The 26,131-nt window shown below is 66.4% G+C and carries 24 protein-coding genes; 15 read left to right on the top strand and 9 right to left on the bottom strand.

The features are described 5' to 3' along the window. The first annotated feature begins 33 nt into the window (after positions 1 to 33). Together KBY88_RS02190 and KBY88_RS02185 are read left to right on the top strand one after the other, a co-directional pair. Positions 34 to 1,722, top strand: coding sequence for a VWA domain-containing protein (locus KBY88_RS02190; RefSeq protein WP_254938245.1), 1,689 nt, complete (start codon positions 34 to 36; stop codon positions 1,720 to 1,722). Next, positions 1,722 to 2,480: a hypothetical protein gene (locus KBY88_RS02185; protein WP_254938244.1), complete on the top strand. Its 759-nt coding sequence runs from the start codon at positions 1,722 to 1,724 to the stop codon at positions 2,478 to 2,480. Before KBY88_RS02190 ends, KBY88_RS02185 begins: the two co-directional genes overlap by 1 nt. 480 nt (positions 2,481 to 2,960) lie before the next feature. Here the strand turns inward: KBY88_RS02185 and KBY88_RS02180 are convergent, their stop codons facing one another. The 3 genes from KBY88_RS02180 to KBY88_RS02170 form a co-directional block, all read right to left on the bottom strand. After that, positions 2,961 to 3,146: a DUF8657 domain-containing function gene (locus KBY88_RS02180; protein WP_254938243.1), complete on the bottom strand. Its 186-nt coding sequence runs from the start codon at positions 3,144 to 3,146 to the stop codon at positions 2,961 to 2,963. 214 nt (positions 3,147 to 3,360) lie between these two features. Continuing rightward, positions 3,361 to 3,900, bottom strand: a complete 540-nt coding sequence (locus KBY88_RS02175) for a hypothetical protein (RefSeq protein WP_254938242.1) — start codon at positions 3,898 to 3,900, stop codon at positions 3,361 to 3,363. 135 nt (positions 3,901 to 4,035) lie between these two features. After that, positions 4,036 to 4,935: a phycobilisome rod-core linker polypeptide gene (locus KBY88_RS02170; RefSeq protein ID WP_254938241.1), complete on the bottom strand. Its 900-nt coding sequence runs from the start codon at positions 4,933 to 4,935 to the stop codon at positions 4,036 to 4,038. A 422-nt stretch (positions 4,936 to 5,357) separates the two neighbouring features. On the opposite strand from KBY88_RS02170, the gene rbp reads away from it, so the two are divergent. After that, positions 5,358 to 5,711 (top strand): RNA-binding regulator, encoded by a 354-nt coding sequence (gene rbp / locus KBY88_RS02165; RefSeq protein ID WP_254938240.1) that lies wholly within the window; start codon positions 5,358 to 5,360, stop codon positions 5,709 to 5,711. Between the two features lie 136 nt (positions 5,712 to 5,847). On the opposite strand, the gene KBY88_RS02160 is transcribed toward rbp, so the two are convergent. Together KBY88_RS02160 and KBY88_RS02155 are read right to left on the bottom strand one after the other, a co-directional pair. Further along, complete coding sequence (locus KBY88_RS02160) at positions 5,848 to 7,971, bottom strand: amylo-alpha-1,6-glucosidase (protein WP_254938239.1); 2,124 nt, start codon at positions 7,969 to 7,971, stop codon at positions 5,848 to 5,850. Further along, positions 7,961 to 9,079 (bottom strand): glycosyltransferase family 4 protein, encoded by a 1,119-nt coding sequence (locus KBY88_RS02155; protein WP_254938238.1) that lies wholly within the window; start codon positions 9,077 to 9,079, stop codon positions 7,961 to 7,963. The genes KBY88_RS02160 and KBY88_RS02155 overlap by 11 nt, the downstream gene beginning before the upstream one ends. Before the next feature lie 231 nt (positions 9,080 to 9,310). Here KBY88_RS02155 and KBY88_RS02150 point away from each other — a divergent pair, with 231 nt between their 5' ends. From KBY88_RS02150 to KBY88_RS02120, 7 genes are all read left to right on the top strand, one after another. Further along, positions 9,311 to 9,517, top strand: a complete 207-nt coding sequence (locus KBY88_RS02150; protein ID WP_254938237.1) for a hypothetical protein — start codon at positions 9,311 to 9,313, stop codon at positions 9,515 to 9,517. Positions 9,518 to 10,077: 560 nt separating this feature from the next. Then, positions 10,078 to 10,671, top strand: coding sequence for a hypothetical protein (locus tag KBY88_RS02145; protein ID WP_254938236.1), 594 nt, complete (start codon positions 10,078 to 10,080; stop codon positions 10,669 to 10,671). A gap of 23 nt (positions 10,672 to 10,694) precedes the next feature. Next, a complete protein-coding gene (locus KBY88_RS02140) occupies positions 10,695 to 11,210 on the top strand; it encodes an HNH endonuclease (protein ID WP_254938235.1) in 516 nt (171 codons plus the stop codon). A gap of 96 nt (positions 11,211 to 11,306) precedes the next feature. Further along, entirely contained in the window at positions 11,307 to 12,407 is a 1,101-nt protein-coding gene (corA, locus tag KBY88_RS02135) for a magnesium/cobalt transporter CorA (RefSeq protein WP_254938234.1), read from the top strand. A 107-nt stretch (positions 12,408 to 12,514) separates the two neighbouring features. Next, on the top strand, positions 12,515 to 14,611 hold the full coding sequence (locus KBY88_RS02130; RefSeq protein ID WP_254938233.1) for a bifunctional diguanylate cyclase/phosphodiesterase: 2,097 nt from the start codon (positions 12,515 to 12,517) through the stop codon (positions 14,609 to 14,611). A gap of 149 nt (positions 14,612 to 14,760) precedes the next feature. Further along, on the top strand, positions 14,761 to 15,438 hold the full coding sequence (locus KBY88_RS02125) for an alpha/beta hydrolase (RefSeq protein WP_254938232.1): 678 nt from the start codon (positions 14,761 to 14,763) through the stop codon (positions 15,436 to 15,438). A gap of 101 nt (positions 15,439 to 15,539) precedes the next feature. Next, positions 15,540 to 15,815 (top strand): hypothetical protein, encoded by a 276-nt coding sequence (locus KBY88_RS02120; RefSeq protein ID WP_254938231.1) that lies wholly within the window; start codon positions 15,540 to 15,542, stop codon positions 15,813 to 15,815. A gap of 212 nt (positions 15,816 to 16,027) precedes the next feature. On the opposite strand, the gene KBY88_RS02115 is transcribed toward KBY88_RS02120, so the two are convergent. The 3 genes from KBY88_RS02115 to KBY88_RS02105 all read right to left on the bottom strand — a co-directional run bounded on the left by KBY88_RS02115 (position 16,028) and on the right by KBY88_RS02105 (position 19,052). Further along, positions 16,028 to 16,177 carry a hypothetical protein gene (locus tag KBY88_RS02115; RefSeq protein WP_254938230.1) on the bottom strand — a complete coding sequence of 50 codons (150 nt, stop codon included), beginning with the start codon at positions 16,175 to 16,177 and terminating at the stop codon, positions 16,028 to 16,030. Positions 16,178 to 16,369: 192 nt separating this feature from the next. Next, positions 16,370 to 18,841, bottom strand: a complete 2,472-nt coding sequence (locus KBY88_RS02110; RefSeq protein WP_254938229.1) for a putative bifunctional diguanylate cyclase/phosphodiesterase — start codon at positions 18,839 to 18,841, stop codon at positions 16,370 to 16,372. A 52-nt stretch (positions 18,842 to 18,893) separates the two neighbouring features. Then, entirely contained in the window at positions 18,894 to 19,052 is a 159-nt protein-coding gene (locus KBY88_RS02105; protein WP_254938228.1) for a hypothetical protein, read from the bottom strand. A 68-nt stretch (positions 19,053 to 19,120) separates the two neighbouring features. Between KBY88_RS02105 and KBY88_RS02100 the strand changes: the two genes are divergently transcribed. The 3 genes from KBY88_RS02100 (at position 19,121) to KBY88_RS02090 (ending at position 21,030) form a co-directional block, all read left to right on the top strand. Further along, positions 19,121 to 19,354, top strand: coding sequence for a hypothetical protein (locus KBY88_RS02100; protein WP_254938227.1), 234 nt, complete (start codon positions 19,121 to 19,123; stop codon positions 19,352 to 19,354). 31 nt (positions 19,355 to 19,385) lie between these two features. Continuing rightward, on the top strand, positions 19,386 to 19,856 hold the full coding sequence (locus KBY88_RS02095) for a universal stress protein (protein ID WP_254938226.1): 471 nt from the start codon (positions 19,386 to 19,388) through the stop codon (positions 19,854 to 19,856). 181 nt (positions 19,857 to 20,037) lie between these two features. Beyond that, positions 20,038 to 21,030 carry a PfkB family carbohydrate kinase gene (locus KBY88_RS02090; protein WP_315858080.1) on the top strand — a complete coding sequence of 331 codons (993 nt, stop codon included), beginning with the start codon at positions 20,038 to 20,040 and terminating at the stop codon, positions 21,028 to 21,030. Here KBY88_RS02090 and KBY88_RS02085 read toward each other — a convergent pair. Further along, the gene (locus tag KBY88_RS02085) at positions 21,020 to 21,523 is read right to left on the bottom strand and encodes a hypothetical protein (protein WP_254938225.1); all 504 of its coding nucleotides are present in this window, start codon (positions 21,521 to 21,523) and stop codon (positions 21,020 to 21,022) included. The genes KBY88_RS02090 and KBY88_RS02085 overlap by 11 nt on opposite strands. A 164-nt stretch (positions 21,524 to 21,687) precedes the next feature. On the opposite strand from KBY88_RS02085, the gene KBY88_RS02080 reads away from it, so the two are divergent. Both KBY88_RS02080 and KBY88_RS02075 read left to right on the top strand, forming a co-directional pair. Next, positions 21,688 to 22,956 (top strand): efflux RND transporter periplasmic adaptor subunit, encoded by a 1,269-nt coding sequence (locus KBY88_RS02080; RefSeq protein WP_254938224.1) that lies wholly within the window; start codon positions 21,688 to 21,690, stop codon positions 22,954 to 22,956. After that, a complete protein-coding gene (locus KBY88_RS02075) occupies positions 22,953 to 26,129 on the top strand; it encodes an efflux RND transporter permease subunit (RefSeq protein WP_254938223.1) in 3,177 nt (1,058 codons plus the stop codon). The genes KBY88_RS02080 and KBY88_RS02075 overlap by 4 nt, the downstream gene beginning before the upstream one ends. Positions 26,130 to 26,131: the final 2 nt, after the last annotated feature.

The following is a 26,131-nucleotide window of genomic DNA, read 5'->3' as shown; positions in this document are numbered from 1 at the left end:
GCCCCACAATGGGCCTGTCGATGGGCAACCTCCATGGCCCGGCCCCTGCCGCAGGCCCTCTGCGCCTCCCTGCTGCTGAGCCTGGCGGGTTGCTCCTTCTGGTCTCCTCCCCCCCTGGAGTTGGAGATGCTCGTGGGCAGTGCCCTCAAGGGCTTCTGCCAGAGCGCGGCGGCGGCGATCGCCAAGGACCCACCCCAGCTCCCGGACCGCACCCCCGTGCTCCTGCGCTGTCGTTCCGCAGGCAGCGGCGATGTGGTGCAGCAGATTGAAGACCAGGCTCGGGGCGTGCTCCAGGGCGGCGGCGCAGCGGAGGATCCGCGGATTCCCACCCTGCTCTCGGTGGACGGGGAGATCTACCTGGAGCTGCTGCGTCACCGGCTGCAACGGCTGGCCCCGACCCGGGAGCTGATCCCCCTGCCCGCCGACGCCCCCGCCCTGGCCTCCAGCCCCATGGTGCTGATGACCACGCCGGAGCTGGCGAAGGGCCTGAACCGCAAGGATCCCTACGGAGCCCTGGCCCGCAGCGGCGACCACCACCAGCTTGATCCCAGTGGCCCGTTCCAGCCGATCCGCTTCGTGCACACCGCCCCCACCCGCTCCAACTCCGGCCTGCAGACGGTGGTGGCGATGGTGGCGGAGGTGGCCGGCAAGCGGCCCGAGCAGCTCACGGTTGCCGATGTGCGTGCCCATGCCGACCAGCTGGCGGCGATCGAGCGTCACGTCACCCGCTACGGCAGCTCCACCGATGAACTCGCCCGGGCGATGCAGCGCAACGGGGTGTTCTGGGCCTCGGTGGGGGCGGTGTACGAGTCCTCGGTGGTGGGGGTGAACAGCCGCCGCGGCCCCGACCAGGAGGCGATGAAGGCCGTCTACCCCCGCGCCACCTACGCCAGCACGATGCGCGTGATCCTGCCCAATGCCCCCTGGGTGTCGGCGAAGGAAAAGCAGGCGGCCCTGCTGCTGATTGAACGGCTCCAGCAGCCGGCGATCCAGCAGCTGGCGGCCGCCGAGGGCCTCAGGCCCGCCAATCCGGCCGTGCCCGCCAGCCGCGTCACCCCCGCCCTGGGCGCCGATCCCGGCGCCGTCTACGACTCCCTGCGGGCCCCGAAACCGGAGGTGGTCGAGGCGATCATCCAGGTGTGGCGCGATCTGGCCAAGAAGCCGTCGCGGGTGGCCCTGGTGGTGGACAGCTCCGGCTCGATGAAGGGAGAAAAGCTGGCGGCCGCCCAGCGCAGCCTGCAGGCCTACCTGGGCCAGATCGGCCCCCGGGACACGGTCGGGCTGTTTGATTTCGATGCCGCCCTGCGCCCGCCCGTGGTGGTGCGCGGAGGCGCGGCCACCGGCGCAGGCGGGGCGGCGGCCAGCCGGTTCGTGAGCTCCCTGCAGGCCGAGGGGGGAACCCGCCTCTACGACGCCGTGAACCAGGGACGCGACTGGCTGCTGAATAGCCGAAAACCGGGCGAGATCCTGGCGGTGGTGGTGCTCACCGACGGTCAGGACAACGGCTCAAGCCTTCCTCTCGACGGCCTGATCGGCAGCCTCAAGCGCAGCGGGTTTGGCGCCGATGAGCGCATCGCCGTGTTCACGATCGGCTATGGCAACCAGGGCGATTTCGATGGCGAGGTGCTCAAGCGCATCGCCCTGGGCAACGGCGGTGAATTTGCCACCGGCACGCCCGAAAGCATCCGCAAGCGGATGGAAGATCTGCAGTTGGCCTTCTGATGGCACGACTCCCGGCCTGGGTTAATCCCCTTGATGAACCCCTGGCGGTCGCCACCGCCGGCCTGCTGCTGGTGGCCGTGGTCAGGCTCGGCCTGCTCGCGCTGGTGCCGGGGTTACTACTCGGCCTGGGGGCCGCCCTGCTGCTGGCCGCCCTGGGCCGATCCCTGCGCCGCCGCCCCAGCCAGGACCAGCGGCTGCACGATCGCCGGGTGGAGGCCGGCATCGACGCGGCGCTGCTGCGGGCCAGCGAGCTGGCGGCCCAGGCGGAGACCCTCCGGCTGCAGGCGATCGAGCGCTTCACCGCGACGGTTCAGCTCGAGGGCCTGGGCCGCGTGCAACTCTGCTGCGAGCGGCTCGCGGCCCTGCCCCAGCGGTTGGAGAGCCGCCGCCCGCTGCTCCAGTCGGGTGGCGGCGTGCTGCTCTCCACAGTTGACCTCTCCGTGCGCCTGCGCAGCGAGCAACAGGCCCTGACGCGGGACGCTGACGGGCCCCTGCGCCAGGAACGCCGGCGCCTCGTGGATCAACTCAGCCGCAACCTCAGCGCCGCCCACCAGGGGATGGACGAGCGCGAGGCCCGGCTGCTGGCCCTGGCCACCCGCCTGGAGGCCATCGACGGGGGGCTGCAGCTGCTGCGGCGCCAGATCGAGCGCGAGTGGAACTCCGAGGAGGCCAGCGACGCGGCCCTGACGGCGGCCATCGATCCCCTCGACGGAGCCCTTGATCAGATCGAGCGGCTGTTAGATGCCGGCCGGGCCTGAACCGCCTCCAGAGGTCCGATCACGGCGCCCCTGGAGGCACCGGGCAGCGGCGGACCGATGAACCATGCTCACGCCAAAGGAACAATTACCGCACAGGCTTGGTCACCAGGTCCGTCGAGGCCACCGCAATGAACGCAACGTCTCTGTCTACCAAGGCCATCTGCTGCCCTGCCGCTCGATGGGCCGTTCCGGGAAGGCACTCTGTTGGCAACGGCTGGGGACCCCTGCTGCCAATCCATCGCTCTTGAAGGGCCCGATCCGGCCGGGCTTGGCCCATGGCGTTCATGACGAGGCCGAAGGTGAACCAGCACGGCAGAGAACTGTCGCGATCCCATGCAGCCACCCTCCCAGGGCGCCAGAAGGGAACCGCCATCGCACGTCGCGCGTGGGGAAACAGCTCCCTCCCCACCGCCCCAGGGGCGCTGGAGAGCGTTACCGGCTTGATTGCAGGATGGATCGGGCCCGCATGCAGCCGCTGCTTCAGCGCAACGCCGCCACCGACGGGATGACGTGCTGGAGAGGAACGGAGAAAGGGGGTGAACCGTTGCGGGCCAGGGGCCAACGGCGCACCCAGCAGGAATCCGAGGCGTCGTCAAGGCTGACCACCTGGTAGGTGCCGTCGGGCTTGTTGGTCAGCTGGACAAAGGAGCCTGATGTGAGGGTCATGGGATCGAACACGGGGGGCGATCGGCCTGGGCCTCAGGCACCAACGACGCCGGGGCGCCTGGCGACGAAGACCGCCGATGGAGTCAGGGGGTGAGTCGACGAACGCAGCGGCTGGAGCAATCGTAACGGTTGATTGCGCACCGGTTGACGAATTCATGCTTTCTGTGCTGGTGCAAACACCGAGCACGCGGATCCCAGGCCGGCGCCCGCCCGTTCAGTGCAGCAGTTCGCATGGCACGGGTCCAACAGCCCCACCGGGGAGCACCCGGCGCCTTGTCCTTCTCCCTGGGGCCTCCACACGTCGATCCCAGCGATCAAGCAACGGGCTCACCAACTCCTGCAAGGCCAGGGCACCATCGACAACCACCACCAGCATCCACACCACAAGCGCAAGGATGGTCTGGCGCTTGGCGCTGGCCTCAAGCACCAGCGCTGGGACCGCCGCCACTCCCTGGCCCCCTGGAAGCGATAGCGCCACTTCTACGGATCCAGTCCCCGGAGCGCTTGCGCGACCTTCAAGCCCTTCGCTCTCAGGGCCGGAGGGGCCAACGCCGTCCTCCCCACGCCGTTCCTCCACCTCAACCGCTCCGCGCGCCAGGGGCGCCCATGAAGGGGGCAGATCGGCAGGCTGTCCCCGCATGGCCGCCAGGGCGGTGGGCAGATCGCCCGGCACCCGATAGGGACTCTCCACGCCGAACCGGCCCCGGCGTTGGCGCTTGCGGCGGCGCAGTCGTTCGGAGAGGGTTGGGTTCAAAGCTCAGCCTCCAGGACCCTGGTGAGGCACCGGGCACCGCCCGATCATGGACGAACCCTGGCCGGGAAGCACGCCCCGGGCCAGGGTCCACCGCGATTCACGGGCCGGGGGGCCAAGCCCCCCAACCACTGGAGCTCAGGCCACGCTCACCTGGGTGATGCGACCGCCGAGCCGGTTCGCCCGTTGGATCGCCTGATTGAAACGCGCCAACGGCACCCGCCAGACCACATCGGCACTGCGCTCGTCCCTCAGGCTGGCAATGCCGCTCACGTGCAGGGTGACGGTGCGCCCGGAAGCGCCCTGGAGGCCATGCACCCTGTGGGCCTGGGCGGGACTCCGGAGCGCATGGGCGCCGCCCACGTTGATGTCGCCCGCCGCCAGGCCGGAGCTGACCACCGAACGGAAGGGCCCTTCGCTGGCGCTGGGGCTCACCACCGGCATGGCCCGGTTCTGATGCAGAGCACCTCCGAGGCGGAAACGTGTACCGGCGGCATCCCCCTTCACGGAAGCGGCGGCACCACGGGCCAACTGCATCAGCCAGGAGAACTGACGGCCCTCCAGACCGGCGGAATAATCCCAACCGTGGATGTAGGGCACCACATCGAGACCGAAGCGCTCCTGGTACTCGGGGCTGTCGATGTAGGAATCGATCTCGGCATCAACCCCCTGCTCCTGCAGAATCGTGAAGTGGTGGAGCATCTCGTCGCGGTTGTGGGGAGCGCGGCCGAGCAGGTGCTTGTGGTTGAGCTCGATGAAGCGATAGGGATTGCAATTCTCGAAGAAACGGCTGCGGTACTGACCACTCTTGGCCACGGCCCGTACCAGTTCACGAACGTTGTAGTAGCCGTTGCGGAAGAGGGATTCGGCCCCCTCCAAGCGCTCGCTCTGCATCAGGTACTGGTGGCCGAGCACCTGCTGGTAGACAGCGCGGATCGTGATGCTCTTGTCGTTGTCGGAGTCGGTGATCCAGCCTTCCTTGTAGCGGTCATTGGCGAAACGCTCGATACCGAGATAGGGGGCTCTGATCAAGGTCATCGGGAAAAGGGCAAAGGAGTCGACGTCAGGGCCAGGGAGGCGCCAGGCTGGACCGTAGGCGGATCAATGGGCAAACACTGACAAGCTTCATGGGGGTCCATGGATTTCAACGCTTCAGAACAAGTCTTTACGGATGTTGATCCGAGTTCACTGGGGCACGTTCCCAGAGAAGGCAAAGCCCTGCCGCCAGCGAGGGACCGCGACCGCGCAAGCTCCCCCCATGGCCCTCAAGCCGTCCAGCCCAAGGGCGCTGGGACCCCAGACGCAGCCTTCGCCGGTGCGCGATTGTCCCCACCGATGGCAGACCCTGCCGGCAGGGGGCCCATGCCCATCTATAGTGTGAATGGTTCCAAGATTTCTCTTCAAGCGAGTTTCAACTTTCTTCAGGGCCGTCGACGGATCGATTCATAGTTTCTGAGTTCATGACGATTTACGTGGGCAACCTTTCCTTCGATGCCGAAGTGGAGGACCTCCAACAGCTTTTCGCGACCTACGGTCAAGTCAAACAGTGCAGCCTGCCCCTCGATCGGGAAACCGGCCGTAAGCGTGGCTTCGCTTTCGTCGACATGGCCGTCGAGGCTGAAGAGGCCAAGGCCATCGACGACCTTCAGAACGTCGAGTGGATGGGACGCAACATCCGCGTCAACAAAGCCGAACCCCGCACCGGTGGTGGCGGTGGCGGCAATCGCGGTGGTGGTGGTTACGGCGGCGGCGGTGGCGGAGGCTACGGCGGCGGTGGCGGCGGTTACGGCGGCGGTGGCCAGGGCCGTTACTGATCCAAACCTCTTGGCGGAGTGCGGCTGACCCCTCCGCCTTGACGCAACCTGAGGCAACGCCCTTGAGCGCCCCCTCGACAGTTAGCTGATGCCCCCGGAGAGCCTCACTCCCCGGGGGTTTTTCATGGCCCAATGCTCACTTCCAGATCATCACGTCCACCCCCGGGGTGCGCCGTCCCACCAGGACTCCCGTGTCGTGGTCACTGCGGTGCAACTGCAGGTCGATTTCTTCCTCCCCGAGACGCAGTCCGGCGATCTCCAGAAGGTCAAGGCCCTTGGGCAGCACGGGGTTGCGGAACAGCACCTGCACCCGGCCGGTGGTCGAGTCACGGCCGAGGCCCATGCCCGTAATCGCTTCCATCAGGCCAAACACCGAGCCACTGGCCCAGGCCTGGGGGCTGCAGGCCACCGGGTAATGGGTGGGTGCCTCACCCTCCTGGCGGGGAAAGCCGCAGAACAACTCCGGAAGGCGGTACTGGGGCATGGCGCAGGCAGTCTCGAACAGCCCCGTGAGAATCCGCATCACCTCTGCGCTGTGGCCGTAGCGGGCCAGTCCCAGTCCAATCATCGCGTTGTCATGGGGCCAGACCGAGCCGTTGTGGTAACTCATCGGGTTGAAACGCGCCTCCCGTTCGTCCAGGGTGCGCACCCCCCAACCGTTGAAGCTGGTGGGGGCTAATAGTTCCCGGGCGATCGATGCCGCCGCGGCTTGGCTGGCGATGCCGGTCCAGAGACAATGGCCCGCATTTGAGGAGCGCACCTTGCAGGGCACCCCGGCCCCATCGAGGGCCAGGGCATAGGTGCCGATCGACTCGCACCAGTAGGCCCCATGAAACCGACGGCGCAGGTCACTGGCCTCCTGGAGCAGCCGATCCGCCTGCGCCTGCTGACCGCAGCGCTGCTCGATCGCAGCCATCGCGCGCCGGGCGCCATAGGCGTAGGCCTGCACCTCGCACAGGGCGATGGAACCCTCCGCCAGCCTGCCATCGGCATGGTGCACCGCATCGTCGCTGTCCTTCCAGCCCTGGTTGCGCAGGCCTCCCTGGGCGGCACAGAGGTAGCGCAAAAACCCATCCGGACTCTTCGCCTCGGCCTGCCGAATCCAGGCCAGGGCACGATCCAAGGCCGGTCGAAGGCTGTCGATGAAGGCCCGGTCATCGCTGCGCAGCAGGTAATCACCCGCCAGCATCACAAACAACGGCGTGGCATCAACGCTGCCGTAGTAACGGGAGAAGGGCACCTCCCCCAGCACCGCCATTTCCCCCAGGCGCGCTTCATGCAGGATCTTGCCCGGCTCGGCGTCGGAGCTGGCGTCGCGGTGGCGGGCCTGCTGCTCGGCAAGGAACCCCAACACCCCCCGGGCCAGGCGAGGTTCCACCAGAAGCATCTGGCGCGCGGTGATCAGCCCGTCACGCCCGAAAGGACAGCTGAACCAGGGCACCCCGGCGTAGGGGTAGAGGCCATGGTCGAGCTGGGTGGAGAGCAGGTGCACATCCGACGTGGAGCGTGCAATCCAGGCGTTGAAGGCGGGGTTGTCGGTGCTGATCGCGGCCGTCAGGAGTCGGTTGCTCCTAAACCTCTCCACCGACGCCAGCAGGGCGCCATCGAAGGCCGCCTGGGGGGAACAGCTGTCCTCGCTGTGGTGATGAAAATCCAACACCAACGCCAACTTGCGTGTGCAGCGGGGCTCCAGGTCGAGGGAAAGGCGCAGTTCAGTTTCCGACACGTCCTGCACCGGCGCCGCCACCCGCAGGGCCGTGCTGCGGTCGATGGCATCGAGGCCGCGGTAGACCACCTCCAGGCTGTCGGCGGTGCAGCTGTAGACCCGGGTGCCGCGCTGCTCCCGCCTCAGACCGCGCACCTCGAAGATGTCGAGGAAATCAGCATCCACCAGCAGCACCAGGGGGATCGTCAGCGAGGAGGGGGCATAGCTGGTGAAGCTCAACTGCTGCATCAGGCCTGTGGGGGTGAGCACTGTGCTGCGCTCCAGGTGCACCGTGCCCGCTGGCGCCGAGCCGGCGGCGAAGCCGTCGTTGCTGAGATGGCTCACATGCAGACCCATCTCCTCGCGCTCGGTGGAGGAGAGCACCGAGGGGGGGTGGCCCCAGAGCAGCAGCTCCAATTGGCTCACATGGCGCATGCCCCGGTGAAACACCCCGGAATCGGGATGGGCCACCGGGCTGATCTCACCCCGCCGGTCGAGCATGGCGAAGGTCTCACCATCTTTGAGCACGAACGGGGGGAGTTGATCAAGCGGCATGGCACACCTGGGCAAGGGCGGTGCCCTCCGGACTCAAGGGCTGCTCTGCTTGGGCCGGTGAAGGGGCCGGGGGATCGCCCTGCGCTTCGATCAAGCGCCTATAGAGCGCCTCGTAGGCGATCGCCTGGCGCTCGACGCAGAAGCGACGCTCGAAATCAGCCCGGATGAGCGTCCTCGGCAACTGATCGATGCTGCGCACCGCTGCCACCGCCTGCTCGATCGACTGCACCAGCCGCCCGTTGAGACCATCGACAATCACCTCCGGAGTGGAGCCGTTGCACCAAGCGATCACCGGGGTGCCACAGGCGTTGGCCTCGATCATCACCAAACCGAAGGGCTCCGGCCAGTCGATCGGGAACAGCAGCGCCAGGGCGTGGCCCAACAGTTCCTGCTTGCCGGCGTCGTCGACTTCGCCGATGAACTCCACCTCGGGATGGCCTTCCAACAGCGGTTCAATGACGGCATGGAAATACGCGCGGTCCACCGCATCGACCTTGGCCGCCACCTTGAGCGGCAGCCCCGCCGCCGCCGCGATCGCGATGGCGCGATCCAGCCTCTTCTCAGGCGAGATGCGCCCGACGAAGGCCAGATAGGGAGACGGCGTGGGCTCGAAGCGGTAGAGATCCGTGGGCAGACCGTGGTGGATCGTACCGAGCCAGTGGGCCAGCGGCAACGGCAGGCGCTGGGACTCGGAGATCGACACCAAAGGCACTCGAGCGAAGTGGTGGTGCAGTGCCGTCATCGAGGGGGCCGACAGCGGCCCGTGCATGGTCGTGAGATGGGGCACGTCCAGGCGCGCCGTCAGGGGGTAATGGCCGTGGCCGGTGTGGAAATGCAGCACATCGAAACGATGCCGCTGCTCGGCCACACAGTCGAGCTGGATCAGGGCCGGCACACTGCGATCACCCTCGTACCCTGCCTGCCGCAGGGCCTGGGGCACGCAGGGGTAGAGCTCGGCACTGGTGGTGGAATCACCGCTGGCGAACAGCACCACCTCGTGGCCGCGCCGCACCAGCTCCTCGGTGAGGTAGTGAACCACCCGCTCCGTACCGCCGTAGCGCAGGGGAGGCACACATTCATCGAGGGGCGAGATCTGGGCGATGCGCATCGTCGTGACTCCTATACAGAACGATCGCCACGCCCGGGTCTCGCCGGCTGCCATGCCGATGGCAGACCCAAGACACCGAGCGACAGCCGACCAGGCTTCAGCGGATCACCAGGGAACGGCGATCAACCGGAAAGAAGCTGAACAACCCAGAGCGGCCGTGGGATGCATCAGCTTCCGCTCAACAAGGCTAGGGAGGTGATCCGAAGCCGACGTGCGGTACATCGGCGGCACATGGAACGCCATCGGAGCGATCCAGCGGCGCAAGCCGATGACGAACGGGCCGACTGGGCCAGCTCCCGTGGGACGCTCAGGGCACAGGCGGGTCTGGGGGAGCCCCACAGGCACCTGCCCGCCGACCCGCGCTTTCCCCAGGCCTCCCGAAGCTTCCGCCCTGCCCTGGAGCGCGGGGCCGTCGGGTTCGGCTGCCGCCGCTGGTGAACGTGAAAGGGCGCGAGGTGCCCGAGGGAGACGGGGCCTGGGCCGATCTGGTGATCGTCGGTGCGACGTTCGTGCGACCCAAGGACCTCGCCGATCAGATGGCCTGGCCGCTTCCGCGGCGGCCCTGGGGGCGGAGCGAGCGCCGTGGTGGCCTCCGCACCGTCGAGGAGCGCCGGTGCTCACCAGCATGTCCGTGACCCGCTGCGCTCGGCTGGAGCTGGGCGCCTGCGCCGCCATGGCCGCGCAATTCTCGTGCGGCTCCCGTTGCTGGGCGAGTTCTGCGCCAGCATCGTGCCCGCCGGCCGCAAGCCGTGGACCGGGGAAACGGAGCAATGGCTGGCGCGGAGCGCCATCGGCTCGCCGAACGCGGCTGGCTCGGCAACGCTTTCCCGACGATGACAACGTCATCGGCGACAGGCGCAGCGTCAAGCGGCGGCTCCCCCAGCGACCGACCTGGCAGCGCTCCCCGGCATCCCCTGTGCCCTGATCAGGGAAGCCTCCCTGGATCTGGCCACGGACGAGGGACGGATGGCGCTGGGGGGGGCCACCGCTGCGAACGGGTGTTCCTCGGCATCGAGACCCCTGATTCCACCACCGTCGCCTCGGACCACAAACGCCAGAACATCCGCCACCCGCCGGAGCAGGCGCTGGAGGCGATCACCGCCCATCCGAACCGGAGGCTCAGCGTGCGGCAGGTCCTTCCCAACGGGGCCCTCTGGCCTCAGCCCGCTCCCGCAGGGGGCCTGCTTGAGCGAGGCGGCGGCGTTCACCAAGGGCTGCAGGTCAACCGGCTGATCGCCCGGGCGATCGAGGCGATCGGTCAGGACGGCGTCGGGGGCTTCAACGCCCGCCATGGCCCCAACATCCCCTTCGAGCGCATCGGCTGCGATGGCCGTGGCGTGGTCGCGCACCCGGGCCTGCAGGACCCCGCGCCCTGCGGTTCCGGCGGGTGCGGCTGGGGGTTGGTGTTCACCCGTCCCGGTGCACGGCCCAGCGACCTGCGGCCGCTGCTGATCCAGGAGCACGTCCTCGAGGAGCGCGACCATGGGCGCGAGCAGGAGGAGGCGCCGCTGCGCTGGGCGCAGGGGCCTCCTGAACACCTGAACGCTGAACCAAGGCCCGGGGTGGGCTCGTCCCAAGCCCCGCCCGCGTAAACTCAGCCAACGCTCCTGGCAGCATGGCGAACCACAAACGGCTGCCGCCGGCTGAGTTCCTGCGCCAGCACCTCAGCTACGACCCCCGCAGCGGCCACTGCCGCTGGACCGCTGCGGCGACGGTTCGTGGACAGAGCCGCCAGGGCGAACGGGCCGGCAGCAAGAGCCGCGACGGCCGCTGGCATGTCGCCATCGAAGGTCAGCGCTATGCCCTGACACGCATCATCTGGTGCCTGCACCACGGCGTCGATCCGATCGGGCGGGAGATCACGCCGATCAACGGCAACCGCGATGACCACCGGATCAACAACCTGCGCGCCACGCCCGAAGGCCAGCCGCGGAACCCGCGCCGCAGTGCCCCCAGTGATCTGGCCACAGGCTTCAAGGGCGTCACCCAGGACCGCAGCACGGGCCGCTTTCGGGCGCGGATCCTCATGGATGGCCGCCGCCAGTCGCTGGGAGAATTCGACAACAAGTACGACGCCTTCCTGACCTATGTGCGCGTGGCCAAGGCTCAGCTCCGCGGCCCCACCGCCTGAGGCGATCCCATCGAAACAGGCCATGTCGTCCCTGCGACAGGCGAAGGTGGCCCCCCTGGCCTGAGATGGCCGTTCGCCGGATGGCCCCCTTTCCCCGTGCTGCGACCCACCCCCGGCGCCCTGCGCTCCAGTCGCCTGGAGGAACGCCCCGCCGCCATCCCCACCCAGCTCTATGTGCATGGCGGCCAGCAGCCCAGCCGCTTCAGCGTCATGGCCTTCGAAGCCGCGGGGCCCAGGCTGCATGCCCTGCAGCACCCGGGCGAACTGGCGGCTCTTCAGAAGCCTGGGATTCCGCTGTGGCTGCGGGTCATGGGGCTGAGCGACCCAAGGGCGATCCAGGCGATGCTGCTGCCCCTGGCGGTGCCATCGGTGCTCCTGCCTCCGCTCCTGGAGGTGCCCCAGCGTCCCCGGGTGGACTCCCTCGGGGAGGCGCTGCTGGTGGTGCTGCACCGCTTCAGCTTCGCCCGTGATCCCTCCCATCTGATCAGCTCCCAGGTGGGGGCATTGCTGCTGCCAGGCCTGTTGATCAGCTTCGAGGAAGCGCCGCTGGGGGAAGCCTTTCCCGACCTCACGAACTGGCTCTCGGCCCAGGTGGGTGCCACGGAGCTGCGTGACCTCGACGACATCCTCCACTTCCTGGTGGACGAGATCCTCGATGAACTGTTCCCGATGCTGGAGCTCATCGCCAACCGGCTCTGCGATCTGGAGGAGGCGGCCCTGCGCGACCCGAAGCCGAAGTTACTCAAGCGCACCTTTGAGCACCGCTCCAACCTGCTCACGATTCGCAGTCAGATCTGGCCCCTGCGCCACCAGATCCGGGTGTTGCTGCGCCAGCGCCAGGAGCTGCTGGGGCCGGAGGCCACCGCCGGCTTCCGTGACATGGGCGACCTGGTGGAAATGCTGTTCGAGAATTGCGAACTGCTGCGCAACCAGTGCGATGCGATCACTCAATCGTATGCGGCGAGTGTGGGCAATCGCATGAACCAGGTGATGAAGACGCTCACCATCCTTACCAGCATCTTTGCTCCCCTCACCTTCATTGGCGGGGTCTACGGCATGAACTTCGACAACATGCCCGAGCTGCACTGGCGCTACGGCTATGCCTATGCGATGGGCCTGATGGCCCTGGTGGCGTTGATTCAGCTTTACTGGCTCTGGCGCCGCCGCTGGTTTGAAGACTGGACCGCACCGCGTTGAGCCCAGAGTCCGATCAAATGGGGAGGATTCCAATCTGTGAACAGGCCCCTAGATGCTCCTTCAAGCGGCCTAAACCAGAAGGGAGAAAAGGCACTCGTTCCTGACCCATGGAACCCAGAAGCCTTGAGCGACCCAAGGTCCCCCTGAGCCTCCCGCGGCCAGGGCGCCAGGGAGAGCGGCGCTGGGTCCTGCTCACCCTCGCCATGGTGGGAATCTTCCTGGTCGACCTGGCCCTGCCCAAGGAGGTTGTGCTGCTCCCCTTCTATTGGATTCCAGTGGTGCTAGCGGCGGGCTTCGCCAGCCCGTTGCAGGTGGGTGCCCTCTCAAGCGAAGCCTTGGCCCTGGGGATCATGTCAAGTCGCCACGGGGACTTGTTCCCTTCAGTGGAAACCAGCACCCGGCTTCTGGGTCTGATGAGTATTTCTATCGTGGCCATCCTGGCGGCCAGGGAACGCCAGCGACGGGAGCAGACGATCCGGAGCCTGGAGACGCGTTTTTCCCAGATCGCCGATACGGTTCCCGGCGTGCTCTATGAATACCTCCAGGAGTCCTTTGGCGGCGGCCGCTTCCTTGTCGTCGGAGCCGGCTGCCGCGAACTACTTGAACTGGAGCCCGAACAACTGCTGGATGAGGCCCAGAGCTTCTGGCGCCTGGTGCACCAGGAGGATGTCCAGCGCCTGGGCGACCTGCACCCCGAGGGTGCCGCCAGCAGCGGCAGTTTTACTGCGGACTTCCGCATCACCACCCCCTCCGGCACGCTGAAATGGCTGAACCTGAGCACACGCCAGTTGCGCCCAGACGTCAACCAACCGAGCCTATGGTGCGGCGTCATGCTCGACATCACCGAGCGCAAGCAAGCAGAAAACAACCTGCAACGCAGCCACACGGAACGGGCCGCCACCGAGGAGCGCCTGCGTCATGAACGTGGTCGCCTGCGTGCCACCCTCGATGCATTGATCGATCCCCATGTGGTGCTCCAGGCCATCCGCGACGGAAAGGCCCACATCCTCGACTTCACTTATCTCGATGCCAACAGCGCAGCCCGCCAAGGCATCGACCGGAGTTTTGATGAGCTGCGCACGGTTCGCCTGAGCACGGTGATGCCCGGGCTGGAGAAGACCGGTCTGCTCAATCGATGCCGAACCGTGTTGAAGGATCAACGACCGCTTGATCTGGACGGCTTCGCCTACGACGACGAACGGCAGGGAGGCGAGCGGCGGTGGTTCGACGTTCGAGCCGTACCCATGGGGCCAGACACCCTTTCCTTGACCTGGCGGGAGGTCAGCGAACGGGAGAGCGCCAAACAACGCATCGCCGCCTCCGAGCAGCGCTACCGCTTGCTCGCCGAGAACTCCTTCGATGTGGTGATGCACCTGCGCCAGGGGATGATCGAATGGGTGTCCCCCTCGCTGAGCGCGATGCTGGGCTGGCGGCCCGAGGACTGGGTCGGCCGGTCGAGCACCGATTTCATGGATCCGAGCACCCATCAGCAGTACGCCGAAAAGCTGAAACAGGTGGAGGCGGGCACCAGCATCGTCACCCGTGACCTGGTGCAGGCCAAGGACGGCAATCGGCACTGGATCGAGTCCCACACCAAGCCCTACCTGGACATGGATGGGAAGCCCGACGGTCTGGTGACCTCCTTCCGCACCGTGGATAGCGAAGTGGAAGCGGAACAGACACTGGAACGTCGCGCCAGCACCGACGCATTGACCGGCCTGCTCAACCGGCACGAAGTGCTGCAACGGCTCGAAACGATCACACCCCAGGTACGCCGTAGTAGCGATGATTCAGGTGTGCTGTTCTGTGATCTGGATTTCTTCAAGTCCATCAACGACACCCATGGCCATGCCGCCGGTGACACGGTGCTGATCACCGTGGCCCAGCGCCTGCGTCGTTGCCTGCGCAGCAATGACCTCGCCGCCCGCATCGGCGGCGATGAGATGTTGGTGCTGCTCCATGGCGTGCGCGATCTAGACAACGCCCTTGTGATCGCCGAAAAGATCCGCCTAGCTGTCGCTGAACCGATTTCCACCGAGGCAGGGACGGTGACGATCACCCTCAGCATCGGCGTCACCTTGATGCGTACCGGTGAACAGGCCGACAGCCTGATCGCCCGGGCCGATGCGGCGATGTATCTGGCCAAGCAAAAAGGCCGCAACCGGGTCATCCCGCTCACAGAGGAGGTTGTCTCAGGCAACTGAGCAATCATCACCGCATCGGCGCTGCACATCAGGTGTGATCCAAGCGCAACGACCCCTCCAGTAGGCAAGCTTCACAATCCTCAACTTCGCTATGCCTTCAGGCGCAAAAGAGCTGATTAGGTTTGTAGTGACTCTCCCCGTCGATGGCCATGTTCAACTATCTCGCCGTCGGCCTTTTGGTCGGCACCAGCCTTGGCGTTGTGTTCTCACCTCCCGCCTCGGCCTACGACCTGGGCAACGACTCGAACCGAAACACCATCCGCTGGAACTCCGGCGGAGCCGTTTGGTCCACGGATCTCGCCTCGATCACTACCTTTGTGAACACGGGCGACGTCACCGACCGCGGTCTCAATGACGGCATCTCCCGCTCGGGTTGGTCCGCCAGCGAGCTGCGCGCGGGACTGGCCAAGCCCTACTCCGTTGATGTGGTCGGAGTTGCGAACTTCCTTTACTCCGATCCCGGTATCAAGTTCCTCAAAAATGCTTCGCGTAGCTACTTCCCCTACTGGACCCAGAGCACCTACGCCGTGGAATCCCTGCGGGGGGCGATCATCGGCGCCGCTGCCGATGGCACGATCTCCTCGCTCGACATCATGGCCAACCTGCCGGTGGATTACCGCTTGGCCCACACCTGCAACACCTACGACGGCAAACAGAACATCTGCGCCGAGGGCAAATGCGTGGGTGAAGCCCAGTGCACCTCCCTGCTGAGTTGGTATGTGTTCCTGCCGGCCTGCATCCAGGCCAATCAGCAGAGCACGGCCGTGGTGACCCGCGAGGTCAGTACACCCGTGGTGCCTGGGGTAGGCATTCGTGGCCTCTGGTGATTCGCGCCTGACCCCGCCCCGTCAGGGCGGGGTCCCATGGGGACAGCGCCTGGGCTCGTGTTCAATGCGATTCTTTCTCAAAAGGCCTAAACTGTTCGCCCATGGCGGTCGTTATACGGAAAGAGCTCTCACAACTCAACAGACGCGACTTCAGCCTCTACCGGGCCATCTGTCGGAAACTGGAAGAACTGCAACATGTGATCAAAGACCAGACGGTGCTGTTCTCTGATTTTCAGGAGATTTCGGCGGCAATGATGGATCGTTGCTTTCTAGTGGAATGGCTCCGTGGACTGCGCCTTCCCCCATCCATTGCCTACATCGATAGTGGGCTCAGCGAAGCATCAGAGGATCAAATCCTTCTCGACCCTCCTGAATGAGTGCAACGCACCTCTGCTGAATCCATCCACAGACCCAGGAAACCTTGCTCTCCTGATCAGCCTCATTCTCGCTTTGGATCACAGGAAAGGGCGTCATCGCCTTCTCAAGACCGGCCTTGACCAGGCTGTGGAGGGGGCGCATCACCTACGCCTGCTGGGACTCAGCAACGCCGAGACAGAACCCATGCCAACGGGCCACTTCCACCACCTGCTCAAGGATCATGGCGCTCACCAGGGGCGCCACGGGCCGCCGTCATGCGGGAGCCGTCGTCGCTGAAGGCGCTGCTGCCAGTCTGGCCATTGGTGGTCATCGCACCGGGGTGGGAGTGGGCGCCGATCGATGGTTGGACGCAGGGTGTCACGGGCGCCTTCACGTCATCCCCAGGACAAGAATGAACCCAGCGGATAGGCGACCCGTGGAGGCCCCTGATCCTCCTGGCCGGTTGAAAGCTCAGGCCAATCGAGAAGAACCAACTGAAATCTGATCTCCCAGACCGCTCGCGATGATCAACCTCCTGCGCCCAGCCTGGACCTCTGGCCCGGCCCACTGGCGGTCAGCTCAACGGTTCGACCGGGTACTGGGCCACCACCCGGTCGGCGGGGATCGGCCTGGAGAACAGATACCCCTGGAAGAGCCCGATCCCCATCGCTTTCAGTGCCACCAAGCTGCTCCGGTCTTCCACCCCTTCAGCCACCAGTTCGAGGGCCATGCTGGGCGCCATGCGCGCAATCAACTCAATGATCTGGAGGGCATAGGCATCTCGCTCCATCGCCATCACGAATGTCTTATCGATCTTCACCTCCTGAGGCTTGAGCGTACTGAGCATGTTGAGCGAAGAATAGCCCGTGCCAAAATCATCAAGTGAGAGGTGAATCCCCATCGCCCGTAGACGCTTTAAATTGCCATGAACGACTTCGTTGGCCTCGAGAATCGCGAGCTCGGTGATCTCAAACGTGAGGCGACCCGGATCAAAGCCCAGGGTGCGCAACAGAACACTCATCCTGTTCACCATCTCACCATCCAGCAACTGGGAGGGACTGAGGTTCAACGACAGCCGCACCCTGGGGCCCAAACGCTCAGCAATGGTCAAGAAGCCCTCCAGTGACAACCGCAGCAGCTCCTCCCCCACCATCCGCATCTTGCGGTGCCGTTCAGCCAGGGAGAGAAAGTCTTCAGGGGGGATCGGTCCCTTGATCGGGTGATGCCAACGGGCCAGCGCCTCGAGCGAATGCACCCGACCATCCCCATCCACGATCGGCTGGAACAACACCTGGAGCTCATGGTTGCGTACCGCTTCCATCAAGTCGCTGTAGAGCTGGAAGTTGTCGAGCCGGAAGTCGTTCGCTTCCACTTCGAAAATGGAGATCTGGCTGCTGCGGCTCTGTTTCGCCTTCAACATCGCCAGATCCGAGCGCTGCATCGCCAAAGCTGTGTCTTGCTCATCGGGGTCCACCAAGGCGATGCCGATGCTCAGGCTCAGCTCCAACGGCAGGCCATTCACTTCGCTCGATTGGCTGAATGCCGATGTGATGCGCTCGGCCAGGAGGTAAGCCTCGACCTTGGGATCCATCGGCTTGCCGCCTGATCCCTGGGAGAGGTCCATGAGCAGAACGAACTCATCGCCGCCGTAGCGGGCGAGGAAATCAGTGCCGCGAATCAAACCGGCGAGCCGCTGAGCCACGTTCACCAGGGCAGCATCTCCGATGGCATGGCCATAGGTGTCGTTGATGTCCTTGAACTTGTCCACATCCACGAACAGGATCGCGAAGCTGGAACGAAGCCTTTGATAACGCTTGGCCTCAAGCTCCAGCTTCTCCATGAAATAAGCCCGGTTGGGCAGTTGGGTCAGCGGGTCGCGCAGGGCGAGGTTTTTGGCGCCCGCCAGGAAGCGCTGGAAGCGCTGGGCCACCTGTGTGAGACGGCCGTCCACGGAAGCAGGCTCCGCCCCAGGCGCCTGGCCCTCCTCCAGGCGCCCCAACAGGCGTGCGAGCACCTGTTCATCGGGCGCCGATGGTCCCTCCGCCAGGCCGAAGTGGTCGAGCAACCGGTCCAGTTCCTGACATACCTGGCGAATGCGTTGGCTCTCCCTCCGCTCCTGGATGCGCTGACGCAGGGTCTGGCGGCGACGCTCCAGCATCAGTTGGGCACGCACCACCAGCAGGGCCGCCAGGATGGCGACGATGAGGATCAGATCCTCAAGCACCTCAAGGGCGAGGGCCGGCGCCAGATTCAGCGGGCTCAGGACCAGGATGAGCCCGCCAGGCGCATGGACCAACGGGGTCAAGACCTGCCAACTGGAGCGCGAAGCTTGGCCCTCGTCGCCCTCAGGTAGGAAGCGGAAATGCCCGCTCAGCTCCCGCAGGTTGCCCCGCAGGGCCGGGCCGTGTTCCGGCTGCAGCAGCGGCTGAAACATCGCAAGAGTGCCGGAGGCCCCATGGCTGCCATCGTTGTTGCTGATCGCCGTCTTCATCCCCAGCAGCCAGCGGCCACGGGGGTCCTGGCAGATCAGCCGCACCGCCACCCCCACCTGGCTCCGTGAACGCCCCCCGTCCCTGGCACAGCTCAGCAGCAACTCCGTCTCCGGCCCATCCAGCGGGCGCCTGGCGTAAACGAGCACGGGCCTTTCCGCCGTCGTGAGCACGACCATCGAGGCCCCCCCGTCAAACAAGGACGTGGTGGCCACGTCACGCTTCAGGAAGCCGGGGTTGGTGCCCAGAACGAACCCCTCCATGTCGGCCCAGTTGGCCCAATCGAAGACCGTGCGGCGGAGGCCAGAAAAGGCGGACGTCGCCAGCTCAACGGCCTGTTGGCGGTCCTCCCGCTGGCTGCGATCAATCGAGCCCGCCCGCCGCTGCAACTCCAGAACCAGGAGAGGCGTGATCAGCACCACAGCGGACACGGTCGCCAGTCGCCAGGCCCCGGGGCCCGGCAAGTGGCTGCGCTCCTCCTTCCACCACGAGCGGCAGGATCGCCCCAGGCCACGGAGCAGGGTGAAGGGGGAGCGTGGGGTGGACGTTTGCTTCAACGGTGCTTGGCTTGGTTGCGCCTTGGCGGGATACAACTCAGCGCCATGGCCGCTATCGGGCCGGGCATGGCTTCGCGGACGGCTGGCTGGGCGGGACGGGCAAAGGCAGGCCCGAGTCCTTCACGATCACAGACCAATCGGGCTTGAGCCAGCCCTTCTGCAGAGCAAGAACGGACGCCACGGTCAGCAGGATCAACAGGATCTTGCTCATGGCTCCGCACGCGGATGGGCGCCGAATCTGGCATGCGGATAACGTGAGCATGACCGTGGGTGGGGGCCATGTTCGTCAGGCGTTTTACCAAGGTCGCCAGCAAAGGTTCCCCCGCCGCCCGGCTGCGTCAGGTCAACCGCGACGATGCCCTGCAGGATTTCGATCTGAGCACCCTGGTCCAGTCGTACCTGGCCCGCGAACCCCTCTATCTGGGCCGCGGATCCTTCTGGAACTGGGATGTCGACGGCATCCCCCCCTGGCTGGTGGCGAGGTTTCAGGATCTGAACCTCCTTGATGGCTGAACCTAGCCTGGGATTCAACGCGTGAGCTCCCATGTTCCGCCACCTGCTTGTTCCCACCGACGGCTCGAGCCTTTCGCGCGAAACGATCGCAAAGGCCGTCGCCTTTGCCTCTGAGAACAGCGCTCGCCTCACCTTTCTGCATGTTCAACCGGAAGTCTTCGGCCCCAGCAACGTCTCCTTGTTCGGCGATGGAATGGTGGTCAATCCAGGTTGGAGTGAAGAACTCCTGCGAGCCAACCAGGCCTACGCCTCCCAGGTGCTCCAGCAGGCCGAGGCCCTGGCCACGGCAGCCGGGGTCAGGAGCGAAGGAATCACGGTCGTGGGCAGCGTGATCTACGAGGCGATCCTCGATGAGGCGAAGCGCCACGGCTGCGACCTGATCTTCATGGCCTCCCACGGGCGCCGCGGACTGGCCGGCTTCCTGCTGGGCAGCGAAACCCAGCGGGTGCTCACCCACAGCAGCCTTCCGGTGCTCGTTTACCGGACACCGGAAGGCCCATGAGTCAAGGGCTTCGCAGGCACTCACCCCAACAGCAGCCGGTGGGCCCTGGCCTGCTGCCGCAGGGCGTACACGTGCCTTTCCACCCGCTGACCCGGGTGATCGGGATCGTCGATCAAGCAGCGCCAATGGGCCGTGGTGCTGGCATGGATTCGCTCTGCCGTGCGCTGGGCCTCCGCCGAGGGTGCGGAAGGACCCAGGCGGCGATGGCGCGCTGGCGCCCGACGACGATGGTGATGACCCACACCAGCCTCCGGTTGACCTGCTTCCGTTCTACGCACCCCCAGGCCCGTTGACGGCGCTCGGCACGGGGTTGCGCCTGGCCGTGGTCGGCCATGTGGAGTGGGTCAGCTTCGTGCGGGTGCCGGCCCTGCCGCGCTCCGGCCAGATCCAGCGCGCCAGCGACCTGTTCGAGCAAGCCGCCGGCGGCGGCGCCGTGGTGGCGGCTCAGATGGCCCGCCTGGCCGGGCCGGTGGATGTTTTCACGGCCCTGGGGCGTGATCCGCTCGGTGAGCGAGCGGCAGCGGAGCTGAGCGAGCGCGGGCTCAACCTGCACATTGCCTGGAGGGAGGCCCCCACCCGCCGGGCGATCAGCTTCATCGAAGCGAGCGGCGAACGCTCGATCACCGTCTACGGCGAGCGCCTCAGCCCCTGCGCCAGTGACCCGCTGCCCTGGGAGCTGCTGGGCAGCTGCGACGGCGTGTTCGTGACCGCCTGCGATGCCGAGGCCCTGCGTCACGCCCGCCGGGCAAAGGTGTTGGCGGCCACGCCGCGCCTCGGCCTGCCCCTGATTCGCGCCACGGGGGTGGGCCTCGACGCCCTGGTCGGCAGTGCCAGTGATCCCGGCGAGAGCTACGGCGCGGGGGATCTGGATCCGCCCCCTGGGGTCTATGTGGGAACGGAAGGGGCCCAGGGCGGTTACACCTGCCCCGGCGGCCGCTTTCAGGCGCCGCAGCGAAGCGCCGTGGGGCTGGAGCGCTGCGGCGGGGACACCTACGGGGCCGGCGATTCCTTCGCCGGCGGCTTGACCACGGCCTTGGCGGCCGGCTGGACCCTGGAGGAAGCCCTCGCCCTGGGTTCCCACTGCGGCGCCGCCTGCATCACGGGCCGCGGGGCCTACGCCGGCCAGATCGATGGGGCGGCGGCCGAGCGGCGGCTGGGATCCGTCAGGGACTGATCCAGGAGAGCACCAGCGTCTGGGGAGCTGGCAGGGTCTGGCGCAGGCTGACCACCACGCCCGCCCGGGCAGGCCAGGTGAGCGTGCGATCGAGTGAGCTCAGGATGCGCTGGTCAGCGGCACCCTGGCGGGCGGCGATCTGGGCCCCGAAACGCTCGAACCATCGGTCGCCGCCCCTCGGCGCCTGGAGGAGCAGGCTGATCGGGCGCAGCCCGTATCCCGGGGCGAACAGCAGCGTGGCGCGCCCATCGTGGCCAGCGAAACGACCATCCCAGGCCAATTCGATGGTGTCAGCCCCAAAGGACGCCGGCCGGGCTCCGTTGCGCTCGATCGCCAGGCGCGCCGCCGCGAACGGCAGGCCGAAGGACACGGCCGGAAATCCTGCGAACAATGCGTTCGGCACCAGCGCCGCACCAGTGCCAAGGGAAGCCGCCCAGGAGAGCGCCGCGCCGGTCACGGCCCAGGGCACGACCAACGGGACGAGCCCGGGCAAGGCTCGGAATCGGAAGGATCGGATTGGCCGTGGGATCGCCATCGCAACTCCCTCTCGATCGGCAGGGACAGACCTGGTCACAGCTTGGTTCATCCAGGCGGCAGTCAGCACACGCAAGCCCCCAATCCGGCTTCTACGGTGACTCGGTGACGGATTCAGTCCCCTTGACTCGGCCCCTGCGCGAGCGTTGGCTGCGGACCCCACGACGCACCCGCTGGCTGTTGGTCGCCGCGGGGCTCGCTTTGGGCGGCCTGCTGGTCAGAGGGTTGCTGCCGAAGGAGAACGAACAGCGCAAGCGCCCGCCCGTTCTGGTGGAAACCACCCAGGCGCGCTACGGCCAGCTCGATGTGGTCTTTCCGCTCACCGGCGAGGTGAAGGCGATCGCCGCCGCCGCCATTCGACCGGAAGTCTCCGGCATGTTGCAACAGGTGCATTTCCGCGAGGGACAGCAGGTGAAGGCCGGCCAGCTGCTGCTCAGCCTCGATCCAGACGAGTTTCAAGCTGCCCTTAACCAGGCCCGGGCGAACAGCCAGAAGGCCGAGGCAGGGGTGCTCCAGGCCAGGGCCGAGGCCAAACGCACGGCCACCCAGGCGAGCACGGCCCGGGTGCGGGCCGAGCGCTACCGCAACCTGGGACGCCAGGGTGCCGTGAGCAACGACCAGCAGGATCAATTCATCAGCGAGGCCGACAGCGCCGAGGCCACGGCCCTAAGCAGCAGCAGTGGGGTCAGCAGTGCCCTGGCCAACCTGGCGGCGGCCCGGGCCGCTGAGGCCACGGCGCGGTTGCAACTCCAGCGCACCCAGATCCGCTCGCCGATCGCCGGCCGTGCCGGCCAGCTGCAGGTCACCGTGGGCAACTACGTCCGGGCCCAAGACAACGCACCGCTGCTGCTGGTCAACAGCTTCTCGCCCATCGACGTGGTCTTCGCCGTGCCCCAGCGGCTGCTGGGGCAGCTGCGGCCGGGCCTGCCGGTGCAGCTGGAGGCCAGCGGTCCCGGGGCGGTCCCCATCCGGGGGCGTTTGGCCTCGGTGGACAACGCCGTCGATGCGACCACGGGCACCACCCGGATCAAAAGCCGCTTCGCCAACGGCGACCAATCGCTGGTGCCGGGTCAGTTCGTCAAGGGACGGCTGCAGTTGCAGCGGCTGGAGAACGTATTGCTGGTGCCGCAGACGGCGGTGCAGATCGGCCAGAAGGGAAGCTACGTCTACCTGGCCAGCGGCAAGCCCAAGACCGGCAAGGCCGAGGTCAGGCCGATCCGCACCGGGCCCGCCGCCGATGGGGAAGTGGTGGTGCTCGGCGGACTGGAGCCCGGTGATCGGGTGGTCACCAAGGGGCAGTTCGCCCTCAGCCCCGGAGCGAGCCTCTCCGAGCGTCCGGGCCGCCCGGGGGGGGCGCGCCAACCGAGTCGCGAGGGAGGCACCAAGCCATGAGTCTCGCGAACCAGATGATCCGGCGGCCGGTCACCGCCACGCTGATCGCCGTGGCCCTGGTGATCTTCGGCCTGATCGGCTACGGCCAGTTGCCGATCAACGATCTACCCACGATCGATTTCCCCACCCTGCAGGTGAGCGCCTCCCTACCGGGGGCCAGCCCGGAAACCATGGCCACGGCGGTCGCCACCCCTCTGGAGCAGCAGTTCTCCACCGTGGCTGGCATCAGCTCGATCACCTCCAGCAGCAGCCAATCCAGCACCCAGATCACACTCCAGTTCAACCTCGAGCGCAACATCGACGCCGCCGCCCAGGACGTGCAGACGGCGATCGCCCAGGCCAGCCGGCAGCTGCCCCCCGATCTGCCCTCACCGCCCTCCCTGCGCAAGGTGAACCCGGCCGAGCAGCCGGTGTTCTATCTGGTGCTCAGCTCGGAGGTTTTGCCGCTGGTGGAGGTGAACCGGGCCGCGGAGGTGCAACTGGCCCAACGGCTCTCGATGCTGGACGGGGTCTCCCAGGTGCAGGTGTTCGGGGCCCAGAAGTATGCCGTGCGCGTGCGCCTCGACCCCCAGGCCCTGGGCGCCAAGGGCATCGGCATCGACGAAGCCCTCAATGCCGTGCGCGGCGGGAACTCCAATCTGCCCACGGGCAACCTCTACGGACCCAAGCAGACCTACTCAGTCGAAGACAATGGCCGCCTCGATGACGCCGCCGGTTACCGCCAGCTGATCGTCGCCTACCGGGACGGTTCACCCGTGCGCCTCTCCGATGTGGCCGATGTGTTCGATTCGGTGGCCAATGAGCGCCTCGCTAGCAAATACAACGGCACCCGGTCGATCGTGCTGGCGATCCAGCGCCAGCCGGGTAGCAACACGGTGGCGATCACCAGCAAGATCCGCGACCTGATCCCGGAGTTGAAAGCCTCTATTCCCGCCGCCATCAATCTGGATGTGCTCTTCGATCGCTCCGAGGCGATCAAGGAATCGATCACCGATGTGGAGCACACCCTGCTGCTCACCATCGCCCTGGTGGTCGTGGTGGTCTACCTGTTCCTCGGCTCGCCGATGACCACCACGTTGCCCGCCCTGGCCATCGTGATCTCGCTGGTGGCCACCTTCGGGGTGATCTGGTTGCTGGGGTATTCGCTCAACAACATCTCGCTGATGGCCCTCACCTTGAGTGTGGGCTTCGTGGTCGACGACGCCATCGTGATGGTGGAAAACGTCGTGCGCCGCCAGGAGAAAGGCGAGCGGCGCTGGACCGCGGCGCTGCTGGGTTCAGAGGAGATCACCACCACCGTGATTTCCACAACGGTGGCCCTGGTGGCGGTGTTCATTCCGATCCTGTTCATGGGGGGGCTGCTCGGCCGCCTGTTCCGGGAGTTCGCCGTGACCCTGAGCGTGGCGGTGATGTTCTCGAGCGTGGTCGCGCTCACACTCACGCCGATGATGGCGGCTCGCTTTCTGCCCGAAACCGGCGCCAGATCGAGTGGATTCCTGGAGAACAACCGACTGTTGCGCTGGTTCAACCGCTCCTTCGATCGCCTCAGCACGCTGTACGCCAGCACCCTCGGCACGGCCCTGCGCCGTCCCCGAGCCGTGCATCTGTTTTCCCTGGCGCTGGTCTTGCTCACGGTGCTGTTCTTTCAGTTGGTCCCGAAGGGATTCATTCCCGATGTGGACACGGGCCAGCTCACGGTCAACACCCAGGCCGCCGAAGGCATCTCGTTTCCGGAGATGGCGGCCCTCCAGGACAAGCTGGCGAGCAAGCTGCTGGCCAACCCCAACATCGACGGGGTGAACAGCACCATCGGCTCCGGCGGCCCCAACGCCTCCTCCAACAGTGGCCGCCTGTTCCTGCGGCTCAAGCCACGCTCCGAGCGCCCCCTTGGGGCTGCGGAGCTGACCCGCAGCCTGCGGCGCACCGTCAACAGCGTTCCAGGTCTGCGCGGCTTCGTGCGCCAGCCGGCGGCGATCAGCATCGGCGGCGGCCAGACCCGCGCCCGCTATCAGTTCACGCTCCAGGCGATCGATCTGGCCCAACTCCTGGAGGTGGCGCCCGGTTTCGAGCGCCAGTTGCGCGCCATGGGCGAGCTCACCGATGTCAACAGTGACCTGCTGCTGAACAACCCGAAGCTCAAGGTGAACATCGACCGCGACCGGGCGGCGGCCCTGGGCCTGAACGTGGCCACCCTGCAGAGCACCCTGCGGGACGCCTACGGCGAAGGGCAGGTCTCAACGATCTACAAATCCGACGGCCAGTACGCCGTGATCAGTGGCGTCAAGTTGGTGGATCAGAATTCACCGGCCGATCTGGATCTGCTCTCGATCCGCAACAGCGCCGGCAGGCTCGTTCCCCTGGGCGCCGTGGCCAGCCTCGAGCGCGGCAGCGGGATCGTCTCGATCAACCACAATGCCCAGCTGCCCTCGGTCACCTTCTCGTTCAACGTGCGCCCGGGGGTGTCGCTCGATCGGGCCACGGCAGCGATCAACGATCTGGCGCGCGAGAGCTTGCCGGCAGGCGTGAGCACCAGCTTCCAGGGGGACGCCAAGGTGTTCGGGGAATCCTTCGCCAACCTGGGCTGGCTGGCCATTCTGGCGATCCTGGTGATCTACGTGGTGCTGGGAATCCTGTATGAGGATTTCATCCATCCGCTCACGATCCTCACCAGCCTTCCCTCGGCGGCGGTGGGGGGCCTGGCCACCTTGATCCTGTTCGGCTCGGAGCTGAACATCTACAGCTACATCGGCCTGATTCTTCTGATCGGCATCGTCAAGAAGAACGGCATCATGATGATCGATTTCGCCGTCGTGGCCTCGCGCACGGGGCTGACGCCCATCGAAGCGATCTACCAAGCTTCACTGACACGCTTCCGGCCGATCATGATGACCACGGTGTCATCGGTGATCGGCGTGATGCCGATTGCCCTGGGCCTCGGCGCCGGGGCCGAGGCCCGCCGCCCCCTGGGGCTGGTGGTGCTGGGGGGGCTGGTGGTCTCCCAGATCGTGACGCTCTACATCACTCCGGTGTTCTATGTGACTGCTGAGGGATTCGCAGCACGGCTGGGGCTGCGACCACAGATCACCGGGGATGCAGCCGAAGCAAGCCATGGGGCGCTCCATCAAGGAAGTCCAGACCCCAGTAGCCAAGAGGAGCCGGTCGCGCCAGCCTGAGG

It is taken from the genome of Cyanobium sp. Morenito 9A2 (genome assembly GCF_024345575.1).
Lineage (GTDB): Bacteria > Cyanobacteriota > Cyanobacteriia > PCC-6307 > Cyanobiaceae > ATX-6F1.
This window is presented reverse-complemented; position numbering and strand designations above follow the sequence as displayed.